This window comes from Demequina sp. NBRC 110052 (assembly GCF_002090075.1).
GTDB lineage: Bacteria > Actinomycetota > Actinomycetes > Actinomycetales > Demequinaceae > Demequina.
In genome coordinates this window covers 350,398-371,772 of record NZ_BBRI01000002.1, presented here as the reverse complement: position 1 = coordinate 371,772, position 21,375 = coordinate 350,398, and the positions used below count along the sequence as shown (strand labels likewise).

Annotated in this window: 21 protein-coding genes; 9 read left to right on the top strand and 12 right to left on the bottom strand. The window is 68.6% G+C overall.

Annotated features, from left to right (window positions below):
* The first annotated feature begins 1 nt into the window (after position 1).
* Positions 2-904, top strand: a complete 903-nt coding sequence (locus tag B7K21_RS01750) for a LysR family transcriptional regulator (RefSeq protein ID WP_084074758.1) — start codon at positions 2-4, stop codon at positions 902-904.
* On the opposite strand, the gene B7K21_RS01745 is transcribed toward B7K21_RS01750, so the two are convergent.
* The 4 genes from B7K21_RS01745 to nadA all read right to left on the bottom strand — a co-directional run bounded on the left by B7K21_RS01745 (position 890) and on the right by nadA (position 4,391).
* Positions 890-1,315, bottom strand: a complete 426-nt coding sequence (locus B7K21_RS01745; RefSeq protein WP_084073262.1) for a hypothetical protein — start codon at positions 1,313-1,315, stop codon at positions 890-892. The genes B7K21_RS01750 and B7K21_RS01745 overlap by 15 nt on opposite strands.
* 190 nt (positions 1,316-1,505) lie before the next feature.
* Entirely contained in the window at positions 1,506-2,522 is a 1,017-nt protein-coding gene (locus B7K21_RS01740; RefSeq protein WP_084073261.1) for an aldo/keto reductase family protein, read from the bottom strand.
* A 51-nt stretch (positions 2,523-2,573) separates the two neighbouring features.
* Positions 2,574-3,143: a DUF3043 domain-containing protein gene (locus B7K21_RS01735; RefSeq protein ID WP_084073260.1), complete on the bottom strand. Its 570-nt coding sequence runs from the start codon at positions 3,141-3,143 to the stop codon at positions 2,574-2,576.
* Positions 3,144-3,185: 42 nt separating this feature from the next.
* A complete protein-coding gene (gene nadA / locus B7K21_RS01730; protein WP_084073259.1) occupies positions 3,186-4,391 on the bottom strand; it encodes a quinolinate synthase NadA in 1,206 nt (401 codons plus the stop codon).
* Between the two features lie 117 nt (positions 4,392-4,508).
* Between nadA and B7K21_RS01725 the strand changes: the two genes are divergently transcribed.
* Positions 4,509-5,501, top strand: coding sequence for a glycerate kinase (locus tag B7K21_RS01725; protein ID WP_084073257.1), 993 nt, complete (start codon positions 4,509-4,511; stop codon positions 5,499-5,501).
* A gap of 237 nt (positions 5,502-5,738) precedes the next feature.
* Entirely contained in the window at positions 5,739-6,092 is a 354-nt protein-coding gene (gene erpA, locus B7K21_RS01720) for an iron-sulfur cluster insertion protein ErpA (protein ID WP_084073255.1), read from the top strand.
* Between the two features lie 85 nt (positions 6,093-6,177).
* Here erpA and B7K21_RS01715 read toward each other — a convergent pair whose 3' ends face one another.
* Entirely contained in the window at positions 6,178-7,308 is a 1,131-nt protein-coding gene (locus tag B7K21_RS01715; RefSeq protein WP_084073254.1) for a cysteine desulfurase family protein, read from the bottom strand.
* Positions 7,309-7,364: 56 nt separating this feature from the next.
* Here B7K21_RS01715 and coxB point away from each other — a divergent pair, with 56 nt between their 5' ends.
* The 3 genes from coxB to B7K21_RS01700 are packed head-to-tail and all read left to right on the top strand — an operon-like array spanning position 7,365 to position 10,337.
* The gene (gene coxB / locus B7K21_RS01710) at positions 7,365-8,204 is read left to right on the top strand and encodes a cytochrome c oxidase subunit II (RefSeq protein ID WP_084073253.1); all 840 of its coding nucleotides are present in this window, start codon (positions 7,365-7,367) and stop codon (positions 8,202-8,204) included.
* Positions 8,205-8,206: 2 nt separating this feature from the next.
* Positions 8,207-9,922 (top strand): cytochrome c oxidase subunit I, encoded by a 1,716-nt coding sequence (gene ctaD, locus B7K21_RS01705; protein ID WP_084073249.1) that lies wholly within the window; start codon positions 8,207-8,209, stop codon positions 9,920-9,922.
* A 13-nt stretch (positions 9,923-9,935) separates the two neighbouring features.
* Positions 9,936-10,337, top strand: coding sequence for a cytochrome c oxidase subunit 4 (locus tag B7K21_RS01700; protein ID WP_084073246.1), 402 nt, complete (start codon positions 9,936-9,938; stop codon positions 10,335-10,337).
* Positions 10,338-10,850: 513 nt separating this feature from the next.
* Here the strand turns inward: B7K21_RS01700 and B7K21_RS01695 are convergent.
* The 5 genes from B7K21_RS01695 to B7K21_RS01675 form a co-directional block, all read right to left on the bottom strand.
* Positions 10,851-11,471 carry a superoxide dismutase gene (locus tag B7K21_RS01695; RefSeq protein WP_084073244.1) on the bottom strand — a complete coding sequence of 207 codons (621 nt, stop codon included), beginning with the start codon at positions 11,469-11,471 and terminating at the stop codon, positions 10,851-10,853.
* A gap of 235 nt (positions 11,472-11,706) precedes the next feature.
* Entirely contained in the window at positions 11,707-13,416 is a 1,710-nt protein-coding gene (locus tag B7K21_RS01690; RefSeq protein WP_084073241.1) for a cytochrome bc complex cytochrome b subunit, read from the bottom strand.
* Positions 13,416-14,456, bottom strand: a complete 1,041-nt coding sequence (locus B7K21_RS01685) for a ubiquinol-cytochrome c reductase iron-sulfur subunit (protein WP_084073238.1) — start codon at positions 14,454-14,456, stop codon at positions 13,416-13,418. The genes B7K21_RS01690 and B7K21_RS01685 overlap by 1 nt, the downstream gene beginning before the upstream one ends.
* On the bottom strand, positions 14,453-15,238 hold the full coding sequence (locus tag B7K21_RS01680; RefSeq protein WP_084073236.1) for a c-type cytochrome: 786 nt from the start codon (positions 15,236-15,238) through the stop codon (positions 14,453-14,455). Before B7K21_RS01680 ends, B7K21_RS01685 begins: the two co-directional genes overlap by 4 nt.
* A 13-nt stretch (positions 15,239-15,251) precedes the next feature.
* Positions 15,252-15,881, bottom strand: a complete 630-nt coding sequence (locus B7K21_RS01675) for a heme-copper oxidase subunit III (protein ID WP_084073233.1) — start codon at positions 15,879-15,881, stop codon at positions 15,252-15,254.
* Positions 15,882-15,971: 90 nt separating this feature from the next.
* Here B7K21_RS01675 and B7K21_RS01670 point away from each other — a divergent pair, with 90 nt between their 5' ends.
* Positions 15,972-16,385 (top strand): hypothetical protein, encoded by a 414-nt coding sequence (locus tag B7K21_RS01670; protein ID WP_084073231.1) that lies wholly within the window; start codon positions 15,972-15,974, stop codon positions 16,383-16,385.
* A 5-nt stretch (positions 16,386-16,390) separates the two neighbouring features.
* Positions 16,391-17,431 carry an anthranilate phosphoribosyltransferase gene (trpD, locus tag B7K21_RS01665; protein WP_084073228.1) on the top strand — a complete coding sequence of 347 codons (1,041 nt, stop codon included), beginning with the start codon at positions 16,391-16,393 and terminating at the stop codon, positions 17,429-17,431.
* 42 nt (positions 17,432-17,473) lie between these two features.
* Here the strand turns inward: trpD and B7K21_RS01660 are convergent, their stop codons facing one another.
* On the bottom strand, positions 17,474-19,198 hold the full coding sequence (locus B7K21_RS01660; RefSeq protein ID WP_084074757.1) for a DEDD exonuclease domain-containing protein: 1,725 nt from the start codon (positions 19,196-19,198) through the stop codon (positions 17,474-17,476).
* 78 nt (positions 19,199-19,276) lie between these two features.
* Between B7K21_RS01660 and B7K21_RS01655 the strand changes: the two genes are divergently transcribed.
* Positions 19,277-19,522, top strand: coding sequence for a hypothetical protein (locus B7K21_RS01655; protein WP_084073226.1), 246 nt, complete (start codon positions 19,277-19,279; stop codon positions 19,520-19,522).
* A gap of 30 nt (positions 19,523-19,552) precedes the next feature.
* Here the strand turns inward: B7K21_RS01655 and B7K21_RS01650 are convergent, their stop codons facing one another.
* On the bottom strand, positions 19,553-21,334 hold the full coding sequence (locus B7K21_RS01650) for a long-chain fatty acid--CoA ligase (protein ID WP_084073223.1): 1,782 nt from the start codon (positions 21,332-21,334) through the stop codon (positions 19,553-19,555).
* Between the last annotated feature and the right edge of the window lie 41 nt (positions 21,335-21,375).

Sequence of the window (21,375 nt, the reverse complement as noted above, 5' to 3'; positions counted from 1 at the left end):
GATGCCGCAGACAAGTCTCGACGAGCTCCGGATGATCTCGGCGGTGGAGCGGGTGGGCAGCCTGACGGGTGCGGCTGCCGCGCTTGGCGTCTCCCAGCAGGCGGTGTCCCAGCGCATGAAGGCACTCGAGCGCCGCTGGGGGCTGTCGCTCTTCTCGCGCACCGCACGCGGCACGTCGCTCACCGACCACGGCGTGCTCGTGGCGCAGTGGGCGGGCGCTCTCGTCGGCCAGGCGGAGGCGTTCGACCAGGCAGTCGCGGCGCTGCGCGCCGATTCGGCGGCACACCTGCGCCTTGCTGCCAGCCTCACAGTCGCCGAGCACCTCGTGCCCGGCTGGCTCGTCGCGTACTCCACCGATGCCGACGCGGCACACGTCGAGCTCACCGCGGTCAACTCCGTGGAGGTCGTCGAGCGCGTGCGGTCCGGCGCCGACGACCTCGGCTTCGTCGAGTCGCCCGAACCGCCCGCCGGCCTGGCGAACCTGGTCGTGGCACACGACGAGGTGGTGCTGGTCGTCGCCCCGAGTCATCCCTGGGCTCGGCGTACGGCGGTGACGCCGGCCGAGATCGCACGGACGCCGCTCGTGAGCCGCGAGTCGGGCTCAGGGACGCGCGAGACCCTCGAGCGTGCGCTGCGTGCCACGCTCGGCGACGAGCCGATCGCCGCGCCGGCCGCCGAGCTGTCGACCACCGCGGCCGTGCGCGCCACGATCGTCGCCGGAGGGGGAGTGGGGGCGCTCAGCGCGAGAGCCGTCGGCGACGACCTCGCCGCAGGGCGACTGCGTAGGGTGCACATGCAGGGCGGACCGATGGTGCGCCCGCTTGCAGCCGTATGGGATCCACGCCGGCGCCTCTCGCCGGCAGCCACGCGACTGCTCGAGATCGCCTCGTCAGGTCCCAGGTGACTCGTCAGCGGCGCCTGGCGCACCGAGCGCGGCGCGCAGCAGGGCGATGTGGGTGGCATCCTTGGGGCGCTTCAGGGCGAGCTTGAACTCGAGGACGTCCGCGAGCGTGCCGACGAGGATGCCGTCGATCAGCGTGGCCGTCTCCAGCAGTGCTGCCGCGGGGGTGCCATGCCATCCGGAGAAGACCTCGACGTCTCCGAGCCTCACCACAAGGTCGCCGTGAAGTCCTTCGGTCGGTGGCGCGAGTCGCGTCGCCCGCTCCCAGGCCTCGTCGGACGCGACAAGGTCGACGTCCCCCACACTTTCCACCAAGCCGTGGGCGACCATGGGTCCCGAGCCCATGAGCACCACCCGCTCGGACGGCAGGCCCAGCGCGTCGATGCGCGCGCGGACCTCGGCCCAGCTCAGCATGTGCGTGCCCGCGGCGATCCTGGAAAAAAGTCCGTCACAGCGGGAACGCTACCCGCGCGTCGGGCGTTGGAGACTGTGTACGCACCTGCCAGGCGTACGTGCATTGTTTTCTCCTTTGAACATGCGAAGGCCCCCGGAGCGGGACACTCCGGGGGCCTTCGCATGTCCGCACCCCAGGCGCGGGCGGGGATCAGATCAGGCGAGATGCAGGGCTCGACTCCGCGGTCTTGGCGGGGTCGGACTCGATGGCGTCGCCGAGCGCAGCATCGATGCGCGCCATCAGCTCGGCGGGGATCTCCACGCCCGACGCCTTCGCGTTGTCCACGACCTGCTCGGGGCGCGAGGCGCCGATGATCGCAGCGGAGACGTTCTTGTTCTGCAGCACCCAGGCGATGGCCAGCTGAGCCATGGTGAGGTCGAGCTCCTCGGCGATCGGACGCAGCGCCTGCACCCGCTCGAGCAGTTCCTGGTTGTCGAGGAAGCGGCCGATCATCGACTTGCCGCCCTTCTCGTCCGTACCGCGCGAGCCCTCAGGCGCGGGCTGGCCCGGCAGGTACTTGCCCGTGAGGATGCCCTGGGCCACCGGAGACCACACGATCTGGGACATCCCCAGCTCCTCGGAGGTGGGCACGACCTGGTCCTCGATGACGCGCCACAGCATCGAGTACTGAGGCTGGTTCGAGACGAACGGGATGCGCAGCTCCTTGGCGAGCTCGGCGCCCGCACGGATCTGGTCGGCAGTCCACTCGCTCACGCCGATGTAGTGGGCCTTGCCCTGGCGCACGATGTCGGCGAACGCCACCATCGTCTCCTCGAGCGGCGTCTCGTAGTCGAAGCGGTGCGCCTGGTAGAGGTCCACGTAGTCGGTCTGGAGGCGTGTCAGCGAGCCATCGATCGACTCCATGATGTGCTTGCGCGACAGTCCCGTGTCGTTCGGGCCCTTGGGGCCGGTGGGCCAGTACACCTTCGTGAAGATCTCGAGGCTCTCGCGACGCTCGCCCTTGAGAGCCTCGCCCAGCACGGTCTCGGCGGCGGTGTTCGCGTAGACGTCGGCCGTGTCGAACGACGTGATGCCCACGTCGAGCGCGGCACGCACGCACGCGGCCGCCTGCTCGTTCTCGACCTGCGAGCCGTGCGTCAGCCAGTTGCCGTACGTGAGCTCGGTGATCTTGAGGCCGGACTTTCCCAGGAATCGGTAATTGATCATGGGTCCACCATAATCGCGTTCCCCCGCCCGCGTCGAAACGTTACGAAAACGCTAGGACGGGAACTCGCCGCGCTTCACGCGCGGCTTGGGAAGGCGCATCGCGCGCAGGTTCATGGCGCGCGTGATCGCGTAGAAGCGCCACATGCGCGGCAGCTTGCCCGCACCGAACTTCGCCTCGAGCAGCTTCTTGAGGCGGCGGGTGGACAGCCACACCTCGAGCGCCATGCCCAGGATGATGAGGTAGAAGAACAGGATCGCGAGCGTAGCGATCGCCGTGTCACCCACGAAGAGGGTGACCACCACGAAGAACAGCATCACGGGGACGGCCCACTCGGCGAGCGAGCGGCGCGCATCGATGAAGTCGCGGATGTACGCCTTCTCAGGTCCGCGGTGCTCGGCGGGGTAGTTGCGCTCGTCGCCGGAGCTGAGGGCCGTGTTCTCCTTGGCGCGCGACTGGCGCGCCTTCTCGCGGCGCGCCTTGGCATCGGCCTTGGGGTCCATCACCAGCGGCCGACGGTTCGCGGCCTCCTGCGCCTTGCGCTTGGGCGTCGGGTGACCCTTGCCTGCAGGGACCGTGCTGTCGTCGTCCGGAAGGTCGACGGTGCTGTCGTGATTGCTCATGGTGCTTTCCTGTCGGGGCCGCGGCGTCGCGACCGGATGGTGTCAGTCCTTGGCGGGTTCGGGTGCGGGCAACGCGAGCATGCGGTCAAGGGCGACCTTCGCCTCTGCCTGCGTCTGCTCGTCCACGGCGATCACGTTCGGCACCTCGCCAGCCACGAGCGACTCGAGAGCCCACACGAGGTGCGGCAGGTCGATGCGGTTCATGGTCGAGCAGAAGCAGACGGTGTCCTCGAGGAAGTGGATCTGCTTGTCGGGGTGCGCGTCCGCGAGGCGGCGCACCAGGTTCAGCTCGGTGCCGATGGCCCACGCGCTGCCGGGTTCGGCGTTCTCGATCGCCTTGATGATGTACTCGGTCGAACCGACGTAGTCCGCAGCGTTCACGACCTCATGCGCGCACTCGGGGTGCACGAGGATGTTGATGCCCGGCACGCGCTCTCGCAGCGCATCGACATTCTCCTTGCGGAAGCGGCCATGCACGGAGCAGTGGCCCTTCCACAGGATCATGCGCGCCGCAGCCAGCTCCTCGGCAGTATTGCCGCCGAGCGGCTTGCGCGGGTCGTACACGACGCAGTCGTCCAGGCTGAGACCGAGCTTCAGCACGGCGGTGTTGCGCCCCAGGTGCTGGTCGGGGAAGAACAGCACCTTGCCGTCGCCCTCGACTCCGCCCACCTGGTCGAACGCCCACCGCAGCGCGGTCTCCGCGTTGGAGGAGGTGCACACGGCGCCTTCGTGGCGGCCGCAGAAAGCCTTGAGCGCAGCTGTCGAGTTCATGTACGTGATCGGCACGGTGCGGTCGGTGATCCCGGCCTCCGCGAGCTGCTCCCACGCGTCCTCGACCTGGTTGATGTTCGCCATGTCGGCCATCGAGCAGCCTGCCGCCATGTCCGGCAGCACCACCTGCTGGGCGTCGGTGGTGAGGATGTCGGCACTCTCCGCCATGAAGTGCACGCCGCAGAAGACGATGAACTCCGCCTCAGGACGGTTCGCGGCGTCGCGCGCGAGCTTGAACGAGTCGCCCGTGACGTCGGCGAACTGGATGACCTCGTCGCGCTGATAGTGATGGCCCAGGATGAACACCCGGTCGCCGAGCGCCTCCTTCGCTGCCAGAGCGCGCTCCACCAGGCCTGGATCCGACGGAGCGGGAAGGTCGCCGGGACAGTCCACCCCGCGTTCCGAAAGGGGGTCGCGGCGCTGGCCGAGCAGCAGCAGCGCAGGCGACGCGGCAGGTTCCGTGAAGGTCGCGCTCATTCGTGCATTGTCTCACGTGCGCGCACCCGCTCTGCTCGTCGTGGTCGCTTCACCGAGGCGTGTGGACGGGGCCACGGCGTGGCTCCTCGTGGTGCGCGAAACCGGCACACTGGTGCCATGCGAGTGGCGGTGCTGGTGGAGGGATGGCCGGGCGAATCCCGGTCGTTGACGGCCGAGGCGGTGGCTCAGACTGTGCGCACGGCCTGGCTCAGCGCTCGTCCCGACGTCACGGTCACGGCTGTTCCGGTGGGCGACGGGGGCCCTCGCAGCGCCGACGCTCTGCAGGGGCCTCGGATCACCGTCGGGGGGGCCGAGGCGACCGTGGTCGAGGGCGCGATGCTGCTCGCTCCGGCGGGCGGGTCGACGCGGTGGAACCCGGCCGACCTGGCGACCGCCCTGCTCGGTCTCGCCTCGGAAGCCTCGGCCGACGGAGGCCCCGCCCGTCGGGTGATCGTGCCGCTGGGGGACGCGAGCCCTGCGGGCGACGCCGGCGACGTATGGGGGCAGAGCCTCGAGGGCGCGCGTACTGCGCTCGCACCGCTGGATATGGTCGCGCTCGCCTCCTCCGACCGGCCGCTGCTGGGGTTCCACGGCATGAGCGCCGCCGTGCGGGAGGGTCGCGAGTCCGACGCCGCACTTGCCGTCGCCGCGCAGGATCAGGAGGAACGGTGGCGCCAGCGCGCGGCCGTGGCGGACAACGTGGCCGCTGCCGCGGACCTGCTCGGAGGTACTCGTCGCCTCTCGGATCAGCCGCGCACGGGAGCCGCCGGCGGATTGGCCTATGCCCTCGCGGCGCTGGGCGCACGGCTCGAGCCAGGCGCGGTCACGCTCGCGCGCATGGCAGGCCTTCCCGCCGCCGTCGACGAGGCCGATCTCGCCGTCGTCGTCGCGCCGACGCTGTCGCACGCTGCACTGGATCACGGCACTCCTTCTCCGGTCGCGCTGCTCGCCGCCGCGCGGGGCATCCCGGCGGTGGCCATCTCCGCAGAGATCCACGTGGGTCGCCGGGACCTCATGGCTGCCGGCATCCACGGCGCGCACGAGGGCATGCCCGGCGAATCCGGCCTGGCAGACGCGATCACGCGGGTCGCGCAGACCTGGAGCTCCTGAGAGTCCGCGCGCCAGCGGCGACATCACGGGTGCAGATGCACTCGCCCGCACGTTGACGGAGCAGGGCCCGGCGGCGTCACCCCCTCAGCCGCCGTCGGGTCCGCCTCCTCGCGGGACGTCTGCGCCGAGCCAAGCCATAGCGTCGGGCATGTGCCTGCCGCGACGCTCCCGGGCGGGCGCTTCAGGAATGTCCGCGACAGACGTACTCTTGTAGAGGTATCAACGAAAGGAGTCGCCATGACCGACACCGCCACCGCGACGCCCACCCACGGCGTCGTCATCACCGACGCCGCCGCCGCCAAGGTGCGCAGCCTTCTCGAGCAGGAGGGCCGCGACGACCTGCGTCTGCGTCTCGCGGTGCAGCCCGGCGGCTGCTCCGGCCTGATCTACCAGCTCTACTTCGACGAGCGGTCGCTCGACGGGGACGCCGTGAAGGACTTCTCCGGCGTCGAGGTCATCGTCGACAAGATGTCGGTGCCGTACCTCGACGGCGCGACGATCGACTTCGCGGACACGATCGAGAAGCAGGGCTTCACGATCGACAACCCGAACGCCGCCAGCTCGTGCGCGTGCGGAGACTCGTTCTCCTGATCCGCGACTCGTTCTGACGCGAAGGACGGCATGGGCTGCGGCCCTGCCGTCCTTCGTGCGTCAGGGGGCAGCCGCCCGGCGAGCCTCAGTACAGGAGAGGGCCCGGCTTGCCCCGCACGTCCTCCATCGCACGCGGCAGCGCGTCGAGGAAGCGGTCCACATCCGTGTCGGTGACCCCGGGATGCAGACCCAGGCGGACGTTGCCGTCGCTCGGAGCCCCCACGGCCCCCAGCACGCGGCTGGGCTGCAGGCTGTCCGTCTCGCAGGCCGAGCCGGAGCCGACGGCGATGCCCTCCTTGTCGAGACGCGTCAGCAGCGCCTCGCCGGACACCCCCTCGCACACGAGGGTGATCAGGTGCGGAGCGCGCTCCTCGGGGTCTCCGACGACAGCGACGCCCGGAATCTGCACCGCTGCGGCGCGGATCCGGTCCACGAGCGCGCCAAGCCGCGTCGCCGTGGCCTCGCGGTGCTCCATCCGCTCCTGGAGCGCGACGGCGGCGGCCAACGCGAGAGGAACCGAGATCGAGCCCGCCTCCCAGCCGGAGCGCTCCGGCCATGCCTGCAGCCAGCGCGTGCGCGAGCGGATCGCCACCACGCCGATGTCTGCCGGCCCGCCCCAGTCCGCCGGGTTCGCTACCAGGGCGTCCCACACGTCGGGCACGTCGAGGTGCCCCACGGAGGCCGTGGCGTCCACGACGAGAGGCACCTCCGCGGCGCGCGTCAGCTCCGCGATGCTCGCGAGACGCTGAGCCGTGCCCAGCTCGTGGTTCACGTGCTGCACCGCGGCGAGCGTGACGTCGGGATAGTCGAGCGCCGCCCGCAGGGACTCCAGCTCGAGGTGACCGAGCGAATCCACGGCAACCGTCTCGACCCTGCCCGGTGCGATCCACGAAGCCGCGTACAACGTCGCATCGCGCTCGATCGCTGTGGCGAGGATGCGGTCGCGGCCCCGACGTGCGAGGTGCACTGCGGCGATCGTGCGCTCGATCGCGAGCACGGGGGAGGGCGTGAAGGCGACCTCGTGCGCGGGGCATCCCAGCGCATCGGCGATGGCCTCCCGAGCGCCCTCCACGAGACTCTGGGCACGGCGAGACTCCGCGTGAAGCCGTCGAGGATCGGCCCATCCGTCTGCGAAGCCCGCACGCACGGCGTCCAGCGTGCGAGAGGTCATCGGGGCCGACCCTGAAGCGTCCAGAAACAGGCGGGTCAGAGGCATGCGCTCACGGTACCGCGCGCTATGCTGAGGACGTGTCCCTCAATACCAGTCCCCGTATGCTCAGGCGCACCCTGACGACGGTGGCGGCAGCCACGGCGGCAACGACGCTCGCCGGCTGCTCCACCGGCATCGAGAACGGCGCCCTCCCGTCAACGCCGGAGATCACCAACCACACTGGCACCATCATCTCGCTGTGGAACGGCTCGTGGATCGCCGCGCTCGCCGTCGGCGTGGTCACATGGGGCCTGATCCTGTGGGCGGTTGCCGTGTATCGCAAGCGCAAGGACGACACGCAGCTGCCCATGCAGACGCGTGCGAACGTCCCGCTCGAGCTGATGTACACGGTCGTGCCGCTGCTGATGATCGGCGTCCTCTTCACGTGGACCGCCCGCGGCATCGCGGAGATCAAGGATGTCTCCGCAGAGCCCGACCTGCAGATCCAGGTCATCGGCAAGCAGTGGAGCTGGGACTTCAACTACCTGAGCGACGACGTGCACTCGATCGGCGTGCAGGCGCAGCTGACCGGCGAGGAGGGCGTCGAGGAGACGCTCCCCACGCTGTACCTCCCCGTCGACGAGAACGTCGAGTTCATCCTCGACTCGCGCGACGTCATCCACTCGTTCTGGATCCCCGCGTTCCTCTACAAGGAGGACACGATCCCCGGCAAGACGAACGTGTTCCAGGTGATGCCCACGCAGGAGGGCACGTACCAGGGCAAGTGCGCAGAGCTGTGCGGCGAGTACCACGCATCGATGCTGTTCAACGTGAAGGTCGTCTCTCGCGAGGAGTACGACGCGTACATCGAGTCGCTGCGCGCCGCCGGCCAGACCGGCGCGATCGGCCTCGAGTACTCGCGCGACCAGGCCATCCGCATCGGCATCGAGGAGAGTGAGTGACCATGGCCACCACCGCATACGAGGCCACCACTGACGTCGCCGTCGTGGAGACGATCCCCGCCGCGCCCAGCCGCTCCGGCTCGCAGGTCATCAAGTGGATCACCTCCACGGACCACAAGACCATCGGCTACATGTACCTCGCGACGTCGTTCTTCTTCTTCGTCGTCGGAGGCATCCTCGCGCTGCTGATCCGTGCCGAGCTGTTCGCGCCGGGCATCCAGATCGTCCAGTCGGCAGAGCAGTACAACCAGCTGTTCACCATGCACGGCACGATCATGCTGCTGCTGTTCGCGACGCCGCTGTTCGCGGGCTTCGCCAACGTCATCATGCCGCTGCAGATCGGCGCACCCGACGTCGCCTTCCCGCGTCTGAACATGTTCGCTTACTGGCTGTACCTGTTCGGCGGCATGATCGCGATGGCAGGCTTCTTCACGCCCGCCGGAGCGGCCTCCTTCGGATGGTTCGCGTACGCGCCGCTGTCGAACGCGGTCTACTCGCCTGGCGTGGGCGGGGACCTGTGGGTCTTCGGCCTCGCGCTCGGTGGCTTCGGAACGATCCTCGGTTCGGTCAACTTCATCACCACCATCGTCACGATGCGCGCACCCGGCATGACCATGTTCCGCATGCCCATCTTCGTGTGGAACACGCTCGTGACCTCGATGCTGGTGATCATCGCGTTCCCGCCGCTGGCGGCCGCGCTGTTCGCGCTCGGCTCGGACCGCACGCTCGGCTCGCAGGTGTTCAACCCTGACAACGGCGGCGCCATCCTGTGGCAGCACCTGTTCTGGTTCTTCGGACATCCGGAGGTCTACATCATCGCGCTGCCGTTCTTCGGCATCGTCTCCGAGATCTTCCCGGTATTCTCGCGTAAGCCCCTGTTCGGCTATCACGGCCTCGTGTACGCGACCATCGCGATCGCGGCGCTGTCCGTGTCCGTGTGGGCGCACCACATGTACGTCACCGGTGCCGTGCTGCTGCCGTTCTTCGCGTTCATGACGATGCTCATCGCGGTCCCGACGGGCGTGAAGTTCTTCAACTGGATCGGCACCATGTGGCGAGGCAAGCTCTCGTTCGAGACGCCGATGCTCTGGTCCGTGGGCTTCCTCGTGACGTTCCTCTTCGGAGGCCTCACGGGCATCATTCTCAGCTCGCCGGTCCTGGACTTCCCGGTGTCCGACACGTACTTCGTGGTCGCCCACTTCCACTACGTCGTCTTCGGCACCGTGGTGTTCGCGATGTTCGCCGGCTTCTACTTCTGGTGGCCCAAGTTCACCGGAAGGATGCTCAACGAGCGCTGGGGCAAGATCCACTTCTGGCTGCTGTTCTTCGGCTTCCACACGACGTTCCTCATCCAGCACTGGCTGGGCGCGGACGGCATGGCCCGACGCTACGTGGACTACCTCCCAGAGGACGGCTTCACCTGGATGAACCAGGTGTCCACCTTCGGTGCGTTCCTCACTGCGCTGTCGACGCTCCCGTTCCTGTGGAACGTGTACATCACGTCGCGTCGCGCGCCCAAGGTGACCGTCGACGACCCGTGGGGCTTCGGCAACTCGCTCGAGTGGGCCACGTCCTGCCCGCCGCCGCGCCACAACTTCACTTCCATCCCGCGCATCCGCTCCGAGCGCCCCGCGTTCGACCTCCACCACCCGGAGGCGGCCGCACGCGACCACCACCAGGCAGAGCGTGACAACACCGACCACGCGCCCGTGAAGTAGGGGAGGCTCTCACATGAAGATCGAAGCGAATACCTTCTTCCTGCCAGGACTGTTCTTCCTGCTGATCGCGTTCATCTACGGGTTCCTCACGGACTTCCAAGAGATGGTGGGCTTCCCCGCGATCCTTCTCACGGCAGGCCTGTCGCTGATGGTCGGCATCTACTTCAAGATGCTCGAGAAGCGCCACGGACGCCGCCCTGAGGACCTCGCTGACGGCGAGATCGCCGACCACGCGGGTGACCAGGGCCTGTACGCGCCGTGGAGCTGGTGGCCGCTCGTGCTGGCCGCCGGTGGAGCGCTGGCCTTCGTTGCGCTCGCCGTCGGCTGGTGGATCATGGTGCCTGCCACCATCGTGGGTGTCGTGGGCCTGGTCGGCTGGGTCATGGAGTACTCGACGGGACGCTACTCGCACTGAGCGCACGGTTGTCTCGGCCGCCTTCGGCGGACTGCAGCAAGGGCCCCGGCACCGCGAGTGCCGGGGCCCTTCTCGCGCTCTCCGACGCCGTCAGTGGAGAGGAGAGCGGGATCGGGCGCCCTGCGCGCACACATGCCGTTCTGCGCGCCCCAGTGGACGCTCAGTGACGGTTTCCGCTCCCGCGCGCATCGCAGTGGACATCGACGTACCGAGACGCGCGTTGCGATCCGGAGCGTCCGCCGCGCGCGAGTGCTCAGTGGTACAGAATCGTCCACCAGCGCGCGGGTGCGGCCCGTCAACGTCACTGACGGTCCACTGGGGCAGAGGGCGGACAGCCGCCCCGTGACCCACTGCGCCACTGCCGTTGCCGCGAACCCTGTGACTGCCTCAGACGCGAAAAGGGCGGGTCTCCCGAAGGAGACCCGCCCCGAGCCCTGGTCGCCGCCTCAGCGCGCTCTGTGAGGCGCTTGCAGCGACGGGCTCTGACACGCCCGTCGGGGGTGTCGAGTCGCGTTACGGAACCAGGAGTCCCTGCGTCGCGGTCGCGGTGATGAAGCGCTGCTGGACGTTGGCCCAGTCCACGACGTTCCACCACGCCTTGACGTAGTCGGCCTTGACGTTGCGGTACTGGAGGTAGAAGGCGTGCTCCCACATGTCCAGCATGAGCAGCGGAATGAGGCCCACGGGGACGTTGCCCTGCTGGTCGTAGAGCTGCACGATGACGAGCTTCTTGCCGATGGTGTCCCACGCCAGGATCGACCAGCCGGAGCCCATGATCGTCATCGCGTTGTGGGTGAAGTGCGCCTGGAACTTCTCGAACGAGCCGAAGTGCTCGTCGAGCGCGGCGGAGAGCTCCCCGGTCGGCTTGTCCCCGCCCTCGGGCGACATGTTGGTCCAGAAGATCGAGTGGTTCGTGTGGCCACCGAGGTTGAAGGCGAGCGCCTTCTCGAGGCCGGCGATCGCGCCGAAGTTGTCGGTGTCGCGGGCCTCCGCCATCTTCTCGAGGGCGGTGTTCGCACCCGCGACGTAGGCGGCGTGGTGCTTCGAGTGGTGAAGCTCCATGATCTCGCCGGCGATGTGCGGGTCGAGGGCGCCGTAGTCGTAGCTGAGATCCGGCAGGCTGTAGTCGGCCATTCTTCCTCCTTCTCGTGCTCCCCATCGAGGAGAGCGGTGGTGGTCGTCGGCCGGGCGGCGGAGCGCCTCCCGGCTTCCGTTGTACGTCAACCGGCGCGGCCTCGCAGATGTTCCGGCTGACACGAGCGTATTCCAGGCCCGACGCGCGGGCTGGGTGGGAGTGGAAATGTACGAGGGCCCGGGGGAGCGGCGTCGTGCACCATGCTCCTCCGGGCCCTCGTACGCGTGAAGGCGGTCAGTCCTTCTTGAGTTCCGCGAGCTCGGCGTCGAGCGCCGCGTCGGCCTCGGTCGCCTCAGCGTGGCCGTCGGAGTCGTGCTCCTCGGCACCGTGGCCGTGGTGCTGCGCGGCGGCCAGCTCGGCGGGAGTGACGGGCTCGACGCGGTCCTCGAAGTAGAAGCGCGACAGGCGGGCCTTGAAGCTCTCCCACTTGTAGCCGGGCCGTGCGACGCCCTCCTCGTTGTACTGAGGCTCGAGCTCCATCGGCGCGATGTTGTCGTAGTTGACGCGCAGCCAGCGCTCCTGGTCATCCAGGGGCGTGTGGACCTCGACGTACTCGCCGCTCTCGTGGCGCACGATGCGTCCCGACTCATGCCCGTGGAGCACGAGCTCGCGGTCCTTGCGCTGCAGGCCCATGGCGATGCGCTTGGTGATCCAGAACGCGAGCGGCGGCACCACGAAGATCGCGATGCGGAACGTATACGTCAGGTCGTTCAGAGACAGGTGGAAGAGGTTGGCGATGATGTCGTTCGAGCCCTCGAGGACCAGGATCAGGTAGAACGAGATCACCGCGACGCCGATGCCGGTGCGCACCGGTGCGTTGCGGGGACGGTCGAGCACGTGCTTCTCGCCGCGGTCGCCGGTGGCCCAGGCCTCGATCCAGGGGTACAGCGCCATGAACCCGAACAGCAGGCCGGGCATGATCACGGCGGGGATGAGGATGTTGAGCGAGAGCGTCCAGCCCCAGATCTCCCACTCGAACGGGAAGCCTCCGAGCCAGCCGGGCATGAGGCGCAGCGCCCCGTCCACGAACAGGATGTACCAGTCGGGCTGGGTGCCCGCCGAGACAGGCGAGGGGTCGTAGGGCCCGTAGTTCCACACCGGGTTGATCGTGAACAGCGCGCCGAGCAGCGCGATGATGCCGAACACCACGAAGAAGAAGCCACCGGCCTTGGCCGTGTACACGGGGAACAGGGGCAGGCCGACCACGTTCTTGTGTGTGCGCCCTCCTCCCGGGTACTGGGTGTGCTTGTGCAGGAAGACCAGGAACAGGTGGACAGCCACGAGCCCGAGGATGAGACCGGGCACGAGCAGCACGTGGGCAGTGAAGAGGCGGGGGATCAGCACCTCACCCGGGAACTCCCCGCCGAACAGCCAGTACGAGATGTACGAGCCGATGATCGGGATCGACTTGATGACGCCGTCGATGATTCTCAGGCCGTTGCCCGAGAGCACGTCGTCGGGAAGCGAGTAGCCGGTGAAGCCAGCCGCGAGCGACATGATCATCAGCGTGAAGCCGACGAGCCAGTTGATCTCGCGCGGCTTGCGGAAGGCTCCGGTGAAGAACACGCGCGCCATGTGGATCATGATCGCGGCGGTGAACATGAGCGCGGCCCAGTGGTGGATCTGACGGATCAGGAGTCCGCCAGGCACCTCGAACGACGTCCACAGCGTCGACTCGAACGCCTTGGACATCTCGACGCCCTGCATCGTGGCGAGCGGACCTTCGTAGGTGACGATGTCCATCGACGGTACGAAGTACGCGGTGAGGAACACACCCGTGAGAAGCAGCACGATGAAGGAGTAGAGCGCGACCTCTCCCAGCATGAACGACCAGTGGTCGGGGAAGAGCTTGCGCGAGAGGAACTTGACGAGAGCTCCGATGCCGGTGCGCTCGTCGACGTAGTTGGCGGTGCCGGAGGCAGCCTTGTTCAGCTTGGTGCCCATCAGTGGTCGACCTCCTCGGCGGTGGAGTCATCGCCCTGCAGACGCTCCCAGAAGCTGGGGCCCACGGGCTCCTCGAAGTCGCGCTGCGCGACGATGTAGCCGTCGTCGTCGACTGCGATCGGCAGCTGCGGCAGGGGCCGCTTCGCCGGACCGAAGACGACCTTGGCGCCGTTGGCGACGTCAAAAGTCGACTGGTGGCACGGGCACAGCAGGTGGTGGGTCTGCTGCTCGTACAGCGCCACGGGGCAACCGACGTGCGTGCAGATCTTGGAGTACGCGACGATGCCGTCGAACGACCAGTCCTCGCGGCCCGGCTGGACGTTGAGGTCCTTGGGGTCGAGGCGGATCAGGAGCACGACGGCCTTGGCCTTCTCCTCGATGAGGTGGTGCTCGAGGTCGTTGAGGCCTTCGGGGATCACGTGGAAGACCGAGCCGATCGTCACGTCGGACGCCTTGATGGGGGTGCCATCGGGGTCGCGCGCGAGGCGCGTTCCTGCGGTCCACATGGTGTGCCGGAACTTGGAGACGTTCCAGTCGCCGCCCATGGAGCCGATCTGCGGCACCAGCACGGACAGCGGGGCGATCGCCAGCGCGGTGATCAACGAGCCCTTGAGCAGCGTGCGCCGCTTCGGGCCGCCCAGGCCCGAGTCGACTACGCCGTCCTTGAGATCCTGGATCGCGCCCTCGCGTGCCTCGTCGCTCGAGCGCATCTCGTGCCGCTCCTCGACCATCTCGTGGTCGCGCATGAGCGTCTTCGCCCAGTGGATCGCGCCGAGACCGATGCCGATCATGGCGAGGAAGATGCCGAGTCCCAGCACCATCGTGAAGCGCTGGATCGACTCGACGTCCTCGCCCAGGTCAATCGCGAAGTAGCCTACGACGGCGATCAGCGTGCCAACGATCGACAAACCGAAGAGGAACGCGGTCTGTCGCTCCGCGCGCTTGTCCGCCTTGTCATCGACGTCGGCCTTGCGGGGACGGTGGTCCGGAACGCCCGGGTCCTCGAACTCGACGTGCTCCGTGTGGTTGTCGATGCTCATGAGGAACGCGCTCCGATCCAGATCGTGCTGGCGATGATCAGTCCGATGCCGATGAACCACGCCGCCCAGCCCTCGGCGACGGGGCCGATCGCGCCCAACGCGATACCGCCAGGGGAGCCATCACGCTGCGCAACCAGGTAGGCGATGATGTCGCGCTTGTCCTCGGGAGTGATGTTGGCGTTGTTGAACACCGGCATCGACTGCGGACCGGTCAGCATCGCCTCGTAGATGTGCGTGGGGGTCGTCGCGAACAGCGACGGGGCGAACTTGCCCTGCGTCAGCGCGCCGCCACCACCGACCGAGCCGTGGCACATGGCGCAGTTCGTGCGGAAGAGCTGCATGCCGTTCGCGGCGTCGCCGAGCTCCGGATCCACCTGCTCGGCCGTGGGAATCGCCGGTCCGGCGCCGAGCGACGCGACGTAGGCGGCCAGCTGCGCGATCTCGTCCTCAGTGAACTGCACGTCCTTGGCGGGCGCCTGCGGTCCCGAGGCCTGCATCGGCATGCGACCGGTGCCGACCTGGAAGTCGACGGCGGCGGCGCCGACGCCGATGAGCGAGGGCGCGACACCGTCCTGACCCTGCGCATCGATGCCGTGGCAGGTGGCGCAGTTGGCGGCGAACAGCTTCTGGCCCTCCTCGACGTCCGAGGCGGACGTGGTGGTGGCGGCCTCAGCGGTCTGCGAGGTGATGACGGCGCCGAGTCCGGTGATGAGCGCGAGGAGCGCGAGCACCAGGAAGAGCGGCGCGGCCTTGTGGTAGCGCTTGCGTGCGAGTGCGTGCATTGTCTTCAGTTCCCTACTGGACGAGGTAGACCACGGCGAACAGCGCGATCCACACGACGTCGACGAAGTGCCAGTAGTACGACACGACGATGGTGGTGGTGGCCTCGTGGGTGCCGAACTTCTTGGCGGCGAACGAGCGGCCCAGCACGAACAGCATCGCGATCAGTCCACCGAGGACGTGCAGGCCGTGGAATCCGGTGGCCAGGTAGAACACTGATCCGTACGGACTCGACGAGATCGTGAGGCCCTCGCTGACGAGCATCGCGTACTCGTACACCTGACCGGCGATGAAGATCGAGCCCATGATGTACGTGAGCACGAACCACTCGTGCATTCCCCAGCTGCGCACATTGAGGAGCGAGCCGGTGCGGCGCCGCTGGTAACGCTCCGCCGCCCAGACGCCTGCCTGCGCCGTGAACGAGCTGAGCACCAGAATCGTCGTGTTCGCAGCCGCGAAGGGGATGTTCAGGAGCGGAGTGTGTGCGGCCCATTCGTCGGGCACCTGAGCCCTCAGAGTGAAGTACATCGCGAAGAGTCCGGCGAAGAACATCAGCTCGGAGCTCAGCCACACGATGGTTCCGACAGCCACCTGATTCGGCCGGGTGGCATGTATGGGCGACGGCGCAGTCGTGCTGTGGGACATAGGTCCTATTAAAGCCTACGGGCGGCCATCGCGGAGCCACCTGCGGGCCGTACACGCCGGTGCCCCTGGGGGCGTGCCAGAATGGGCGGCATGAGCGACCTCCAGACACGCCACGAGGGCGCGGTCGGCACGGCCACTGCCCGCATCCTCCTGTACAGCGACGACCGCAACGTGCGCGACAAGGTGCGCTTCGCGGTCGGCTCCACGGTGGCGGATCGCGCCATCGAATGGACCGAGACCGCCACGCACGACGCGACAATCTCTCTGCTGGACGAGCAGTCCTTCGACCTGGTGATTCTCGACGGCGAGGCGGCCAAGGTCGGCGGCATGGGGATCGCGCGCCAGATGAAGCACGAGCTGTATGACTGCCCGCCGATCCTGCTGCTCGTCGGACGCCCCGGTGATGCGTGGCTCGCAACGTGGTCCGAGGCCGACGCCGCGGTCGCCCACCCGCTCGACCCCTTCGCCGTGCGCGAGGCCGTGGCCGAGTTCTTCACCGCCTGAGCGCCATGGCGACCCTGCAGCAGCTGCTCTCGCGGCTCGTCGAGCACGAGGACCTCACCGCAGAGGACACCGCGAGCGTGATGGACCAGATCCTTACCGACTCCGCGTCGCCCGTGGCGATGGCCGCCTTCCTCGCGGCGCTGCGAGTCAAGCGCGAGACCGCCGACGAGGTCGCGGGCCTGGCTACGGCCATGCTCGAGCACGCTGTCAGGTTCACCGTGCCCACTCGTTCGGTCGACATCGTCGGCACGGGCGGTGATGGCGCGCACACGGTGAACATCTCGACGATGGCGTCGCTCGTCATGGCGGGGGCTGGGCTCACGGTCGTCAAGCACGGCAACCGCGCGGCGACGTCGAAGTCGGGCTCGGCCGACGTGCTCGCGGAGCTCGGTGTGCGGCTCGACCTTCCGGTGGAGCGCGTCGCGGAGCTGGCGACGGAGGTGGGCATCACCTTCTGCTTCGCGCAGGTGTTCCACCCCTCGATGCGCTTCGCGATGCCGATCCGCAAGGAGATCGGAGTGCCGACGACGTTCAACATCCTCGGACCGCTCACGAATCCGGCTCAGCCCGAGGCGACAGCGATCGGCTCCTCGAGCATGCGCGTGTCGCCCGTCCTCGCCGGCGTGGTCGCCGCTCAGGGACGCGAAGCGCTCGTGTTCCACGGAGACGACGGACTCGATGAGTTGGCGCCCACCGGTGCGGCCACCGTGTGGGAGGTGCGCGGGGGAGAGGTCGTCGAGCTGCGTCTGGACCCTGTGCGAGACCTCGGCCTCGCCCCGATCACGCTCGACGATCTCCGCGGCGGCGAGCCAGCAGAGAATGCCGAGATCGCGCGTCGCCTGCTCGGCGGCGAGAAGGGCGCTGTGCGCGACACAGTGCTGCTCAATGCTGCCGCCGGAATGGTCGCGGACGCGACCCTGGCGGGCACCTCGAGCGGCTCGCTCGTCGAGCGTTTCGCCGCGGGCCTCGAGCACGCTGCGGCGGCGATCGACGAGGGCAGGGCGCAGGACTCGCTCGAGCGCTGGGCCGCAGCGACGCAGTCCTGATCACGGCTCGCGACGGGGTCGGCCGTAAGGGTGCCGCGCATCTCAGTGGCCCCGGCCCCCACGGGAGTCCGAGAGTCGCGCTCGGTCGTCGCGACGTGCATCGACCCAGGCGGCGTGCCTGCCCGCTCCCATGAGGGGCAGCGCCCAGTCTCCTTCGATGTGAAGCAGGCGCGTGCCGGGGCGCTCGAGCCACCGCGCGAGCATCTCCTGCTCCTCGATCAGCGGCACCGCGACGTCGAGGCTCGACCAGGCGTCACGCAGCCGGTCAGCCGCCTCCCATACGCCCGCGGTAATGCGGGCCGAACCTGCCAGTAGGCCACCGCTCACGGAGACGAGGTCCCACGCACCGGCCTCCGCTCGCGCCGCGACGATGGAGACTCGGCGCAGTGCCGCGAGCCGCTGTGCTCGCATGCCGCCCTCGACCAGCGAGGAGATGCCATCACGGAGCTCCGCGGCGCGCTCGTAGTCGAGCCTCTCGGCATGCTCGGCGATCTGAGTCGCGAGGGCATCGACGACGGGGGAGGGGTCGAGCGCCATGGCGGCGCGGGCCGCCTCGACCGTCGGTGCGTACTCGGCGGAGGCGCCGCGGACGCACGGGGCGCTGCACGCGCCGATGTCCTTGAGCAGGCATGCGCGCGCATCGGACCGAGGCGTGATCGGCAGCCTCGTGGTGCACGTACGCAGGCCCAGCGCGTGCTGCATCGCCTCCACCGCACGTCGAGCATCGCTCGCGCTGCGCATGGGTCCGAGTGCGGCCTCGTCGCCTTGGAGCGCGCGACCGACCGCGAGCCGCGGGTAGGGCTCGGCCGTGAGCTTCACCCACGGGGTGCGCTCAGGCCGTGCCGAGCGCCGGTTGTACCTGGGCCGGTGCTCAGCGATGAGCCGCACCTCGACGACGTTCGCCTCGACCTCGGTAGCGCACACGTGGGTGTCCACCGAGGTGGCGAGGGCGAGCATGTCGCGCACGCCGCGCCGCTGCTCGCCGCGCGTGAAGTAGCTCTTCACGCGCGCGCGCAGGTTCTTGGAGGTACCGACGTACAGGCGCTCGCCACGCGGGCCTCGGAAGATGTAGACGCCGGGCTTCGCAGGCACCGTCTCGGCCATCGGGGCCTTGCGTCGGATGGCCTCAGGCATCGGGTTGCGGAGCGCGTCGAGGTCCTCACGGTGCGTGATCCCGAAGCGTGCGAGGCGTTCGAGCATGCCGTGCAGCACCTCGGACGTGGCGCGCGCATCCTCGAGCGCGCGGTGGTTCGGGGTGACCTGGGTGCCGAAAACCCGCGCGAGCGTCGCGAGCTTCTTGTTCGGCGCCTCCTCCTTGGTGGTGGAGCGCCGCGCGAGCGTGACCGTGTCGACGACCTCCACGCGTGGCCACGGGTAACCGTGCTCGCGGCACGCGGCCTTGAGGAAGCCGACGTCGAAGCGCGCGTTGTGCGCCACGAGCACCGCGTCGCCGAGGAACTCGAGGAAGGCCGGCAGCACCTGCTCGATGCGCGGAGCGGCGGTCACCATCATGTCGGTGATCCCGGTCAGGGCCACGATCATGGGCGGGATCGGCATTCCCGGATCGACGAGGGTCTGGAACTCGCCGAGCACCTCGCCGCCGCAGGTCTTGACGGCTCCGATCTCCGTGATCGCCGAGCTCTGTGGAGAGCCGCCGGTCGTCTCGAGGTCCACCACCACGAAGGTGGTGGCCGACAACGGCTCGCCGATCTGCTCGAGGCTGCGCTGCGTGCCTGCGAGAAGGGGGACGAGGTCCGGCGTGGTCATGCGATGACGGTACGTCCGGCCACTGACATGCACCACGCCCATGGGCCGATGTCAGACCCCTCTCGTAGCGTGACGAGCATGATCATCGATTGCGATTCCTGCGAGGTCCGCGGCCGAGCATGCTCGGACTGCGTGGTCAGCTTCCTGACGATTCCCGTTCGCCCGGGCGCCGCGCCCGCGCCGGTGGCGCCTGGACACGCGGCCGAGCCGGCGCGTGGCGCTCCGCTCGAGATGGACGAGGATCAGGCGACAGCGGTCGCCAACCTCGCAGGCGGCGGGCTGATCCCGCCGCTCCGGCTCGTGCAGGGCCGACGCGCGGGGTAGTCGGGTGCTGCAGTCGCGCGTCCGCGTGGCTCAGCCTGCGTAGAGCGACTCGATGCGCTCCGCGTAGTCCGCCAGCACGGACGCGCGCTTCACCTTGAGCGACGGCGTGAGGTAGCCGTTGTCGACCGTGAAGTCGTCGAGCAGCAGGTCGTACTTGCGGATCGACTCGGCGCGCGAGACCGCCTTGTTCGCGCGCTCGACGGCGCGGTCCAGGTGCTCACGAACCACGGGGTGCTCGGCGGCCTCGGCGATGGTCATCTCGGGCAGGTCCTTGCCCTTGAGCCATCCCGGGAGGGCCTCGGCGTCCAGCGTCACGAGCGCCGCGATGAAGGGCTTGCCGTCGCCCACGACCACGCACTGCGACACGAGCGGGTACGCGCGCAGCCGGTCCTCGAGCACGGCAGGCGCGACGTTCTTGCCTCCCGCGGTAACGATGATCTCCTTCTTGCGGCCGGTGATCGTGAGGAAGCCCTCGTCATCGATCGTGCCGATGTCGCCAGTCGCGAACCAGCCGTCCACCATGGTGGCGGCGGTGGCCTGCGGGTTGTGGTGGTACCCGGTGAACAGCATGTCGCCGCGCATCAGGATCTCGCCGTCGTCGGCGACCTTGGCCTCCATGCCGGGCAGCACCTTGCCGACCGTGCCGATCTTGGTGACATCGGGCCTGTTCACGTGCGAGGCGGCGTTCACCTCAGTGAGGCCGTAGCCCTCCATGACGTGCAGGCCGAGGCCGCCGTAGAAGTGGCCGAGGCGCTCTCCGAGCGGCGCCGAACCGGAGATGGCCCAGCGTGCGTTGCCCCCCAGCACGTCGGCGATCTTGGAGAGCACCAGCGCGTAGGCGATCCTGTGTCGGAGCTTGAGGAGCGCCGAGGAGCCCCGCGAGGTGCCCTTCGACCTCGAGTAGTCGATGGCCTGCTTGGCAGCCCAGCGGAAGATCTTGACCTTGCCTCCTGCGGCAGCCTTCTGCTCGGCGGAGTTGTAGACCTTCTCGAACACGCGCGGCACCGCGAGCAGCAGCGTGGGCTTGAAGGTGCCCAGCAGCGGGACGAGCTTGCGCGAGTCGGGGCAGTAGCCGATCACCGTGCCCGACGCGAGCAGCACGACCTCGACGAGGCGCGCGAGCGAGTGCGCGAGGGTCATGAAGAGGACCGTCGAGGCGCCCTCGGACAGCAGCACGGGCTCGAGCTCCTGCTGGATCCCGCGGGTGTGGCGCACGTATGAGAAGTGGGTGAGGGCGACGCCCTTGGGCCGGCCGGTCGTGCCGGACGTGTAGATGATGGTCGCGATGTCGTCGTGGCCTGCGAGGGCGATGCGTCGCGCGAGCTCAGCGTCGTCCACGGCTCGGCCCTCCTCGGCGAGCTGGTCCAGTGCGCCGTCGTCGATCACGAGGATCGTCTGGAGAGGACTCTCGGAGTCCGCGGCGACCTTGCGCGCGAGCGCCGCATGCTCGGCGGTCTCGACGACGATCATCGAGACCTCGGAGTCCGACGTGATCCAGTCGATCTGCGACGCGGACGACGTGTCGTAGATCGGCACCGGCAGCGCTCCCGCGCTCCACAGCGCGATGTCGATGATCGACCACTCGTAGCGCGTGCGCGCCATGATCGCGACCGTCTGCCCGGGCTCGACGCCGCGCGCGATGAAGCCCTTGGCGACCGCCTTCACGAGCGCCTGCGCCTCGGCACCGGTGAGATCGTGCCAGGCGTCGCTCTCGTCGGTGTATCGCAGCACGGTCCGATCCGCATGCCGCACCCACGCGTCATGGATCATCGTCGGAATGTTGCGCTCGAGAGGTCGCTCGGCGGTGTCCATCGTGGGCCTCCAGTGGCACGTGGGCTGGTCGCCCTCACGAT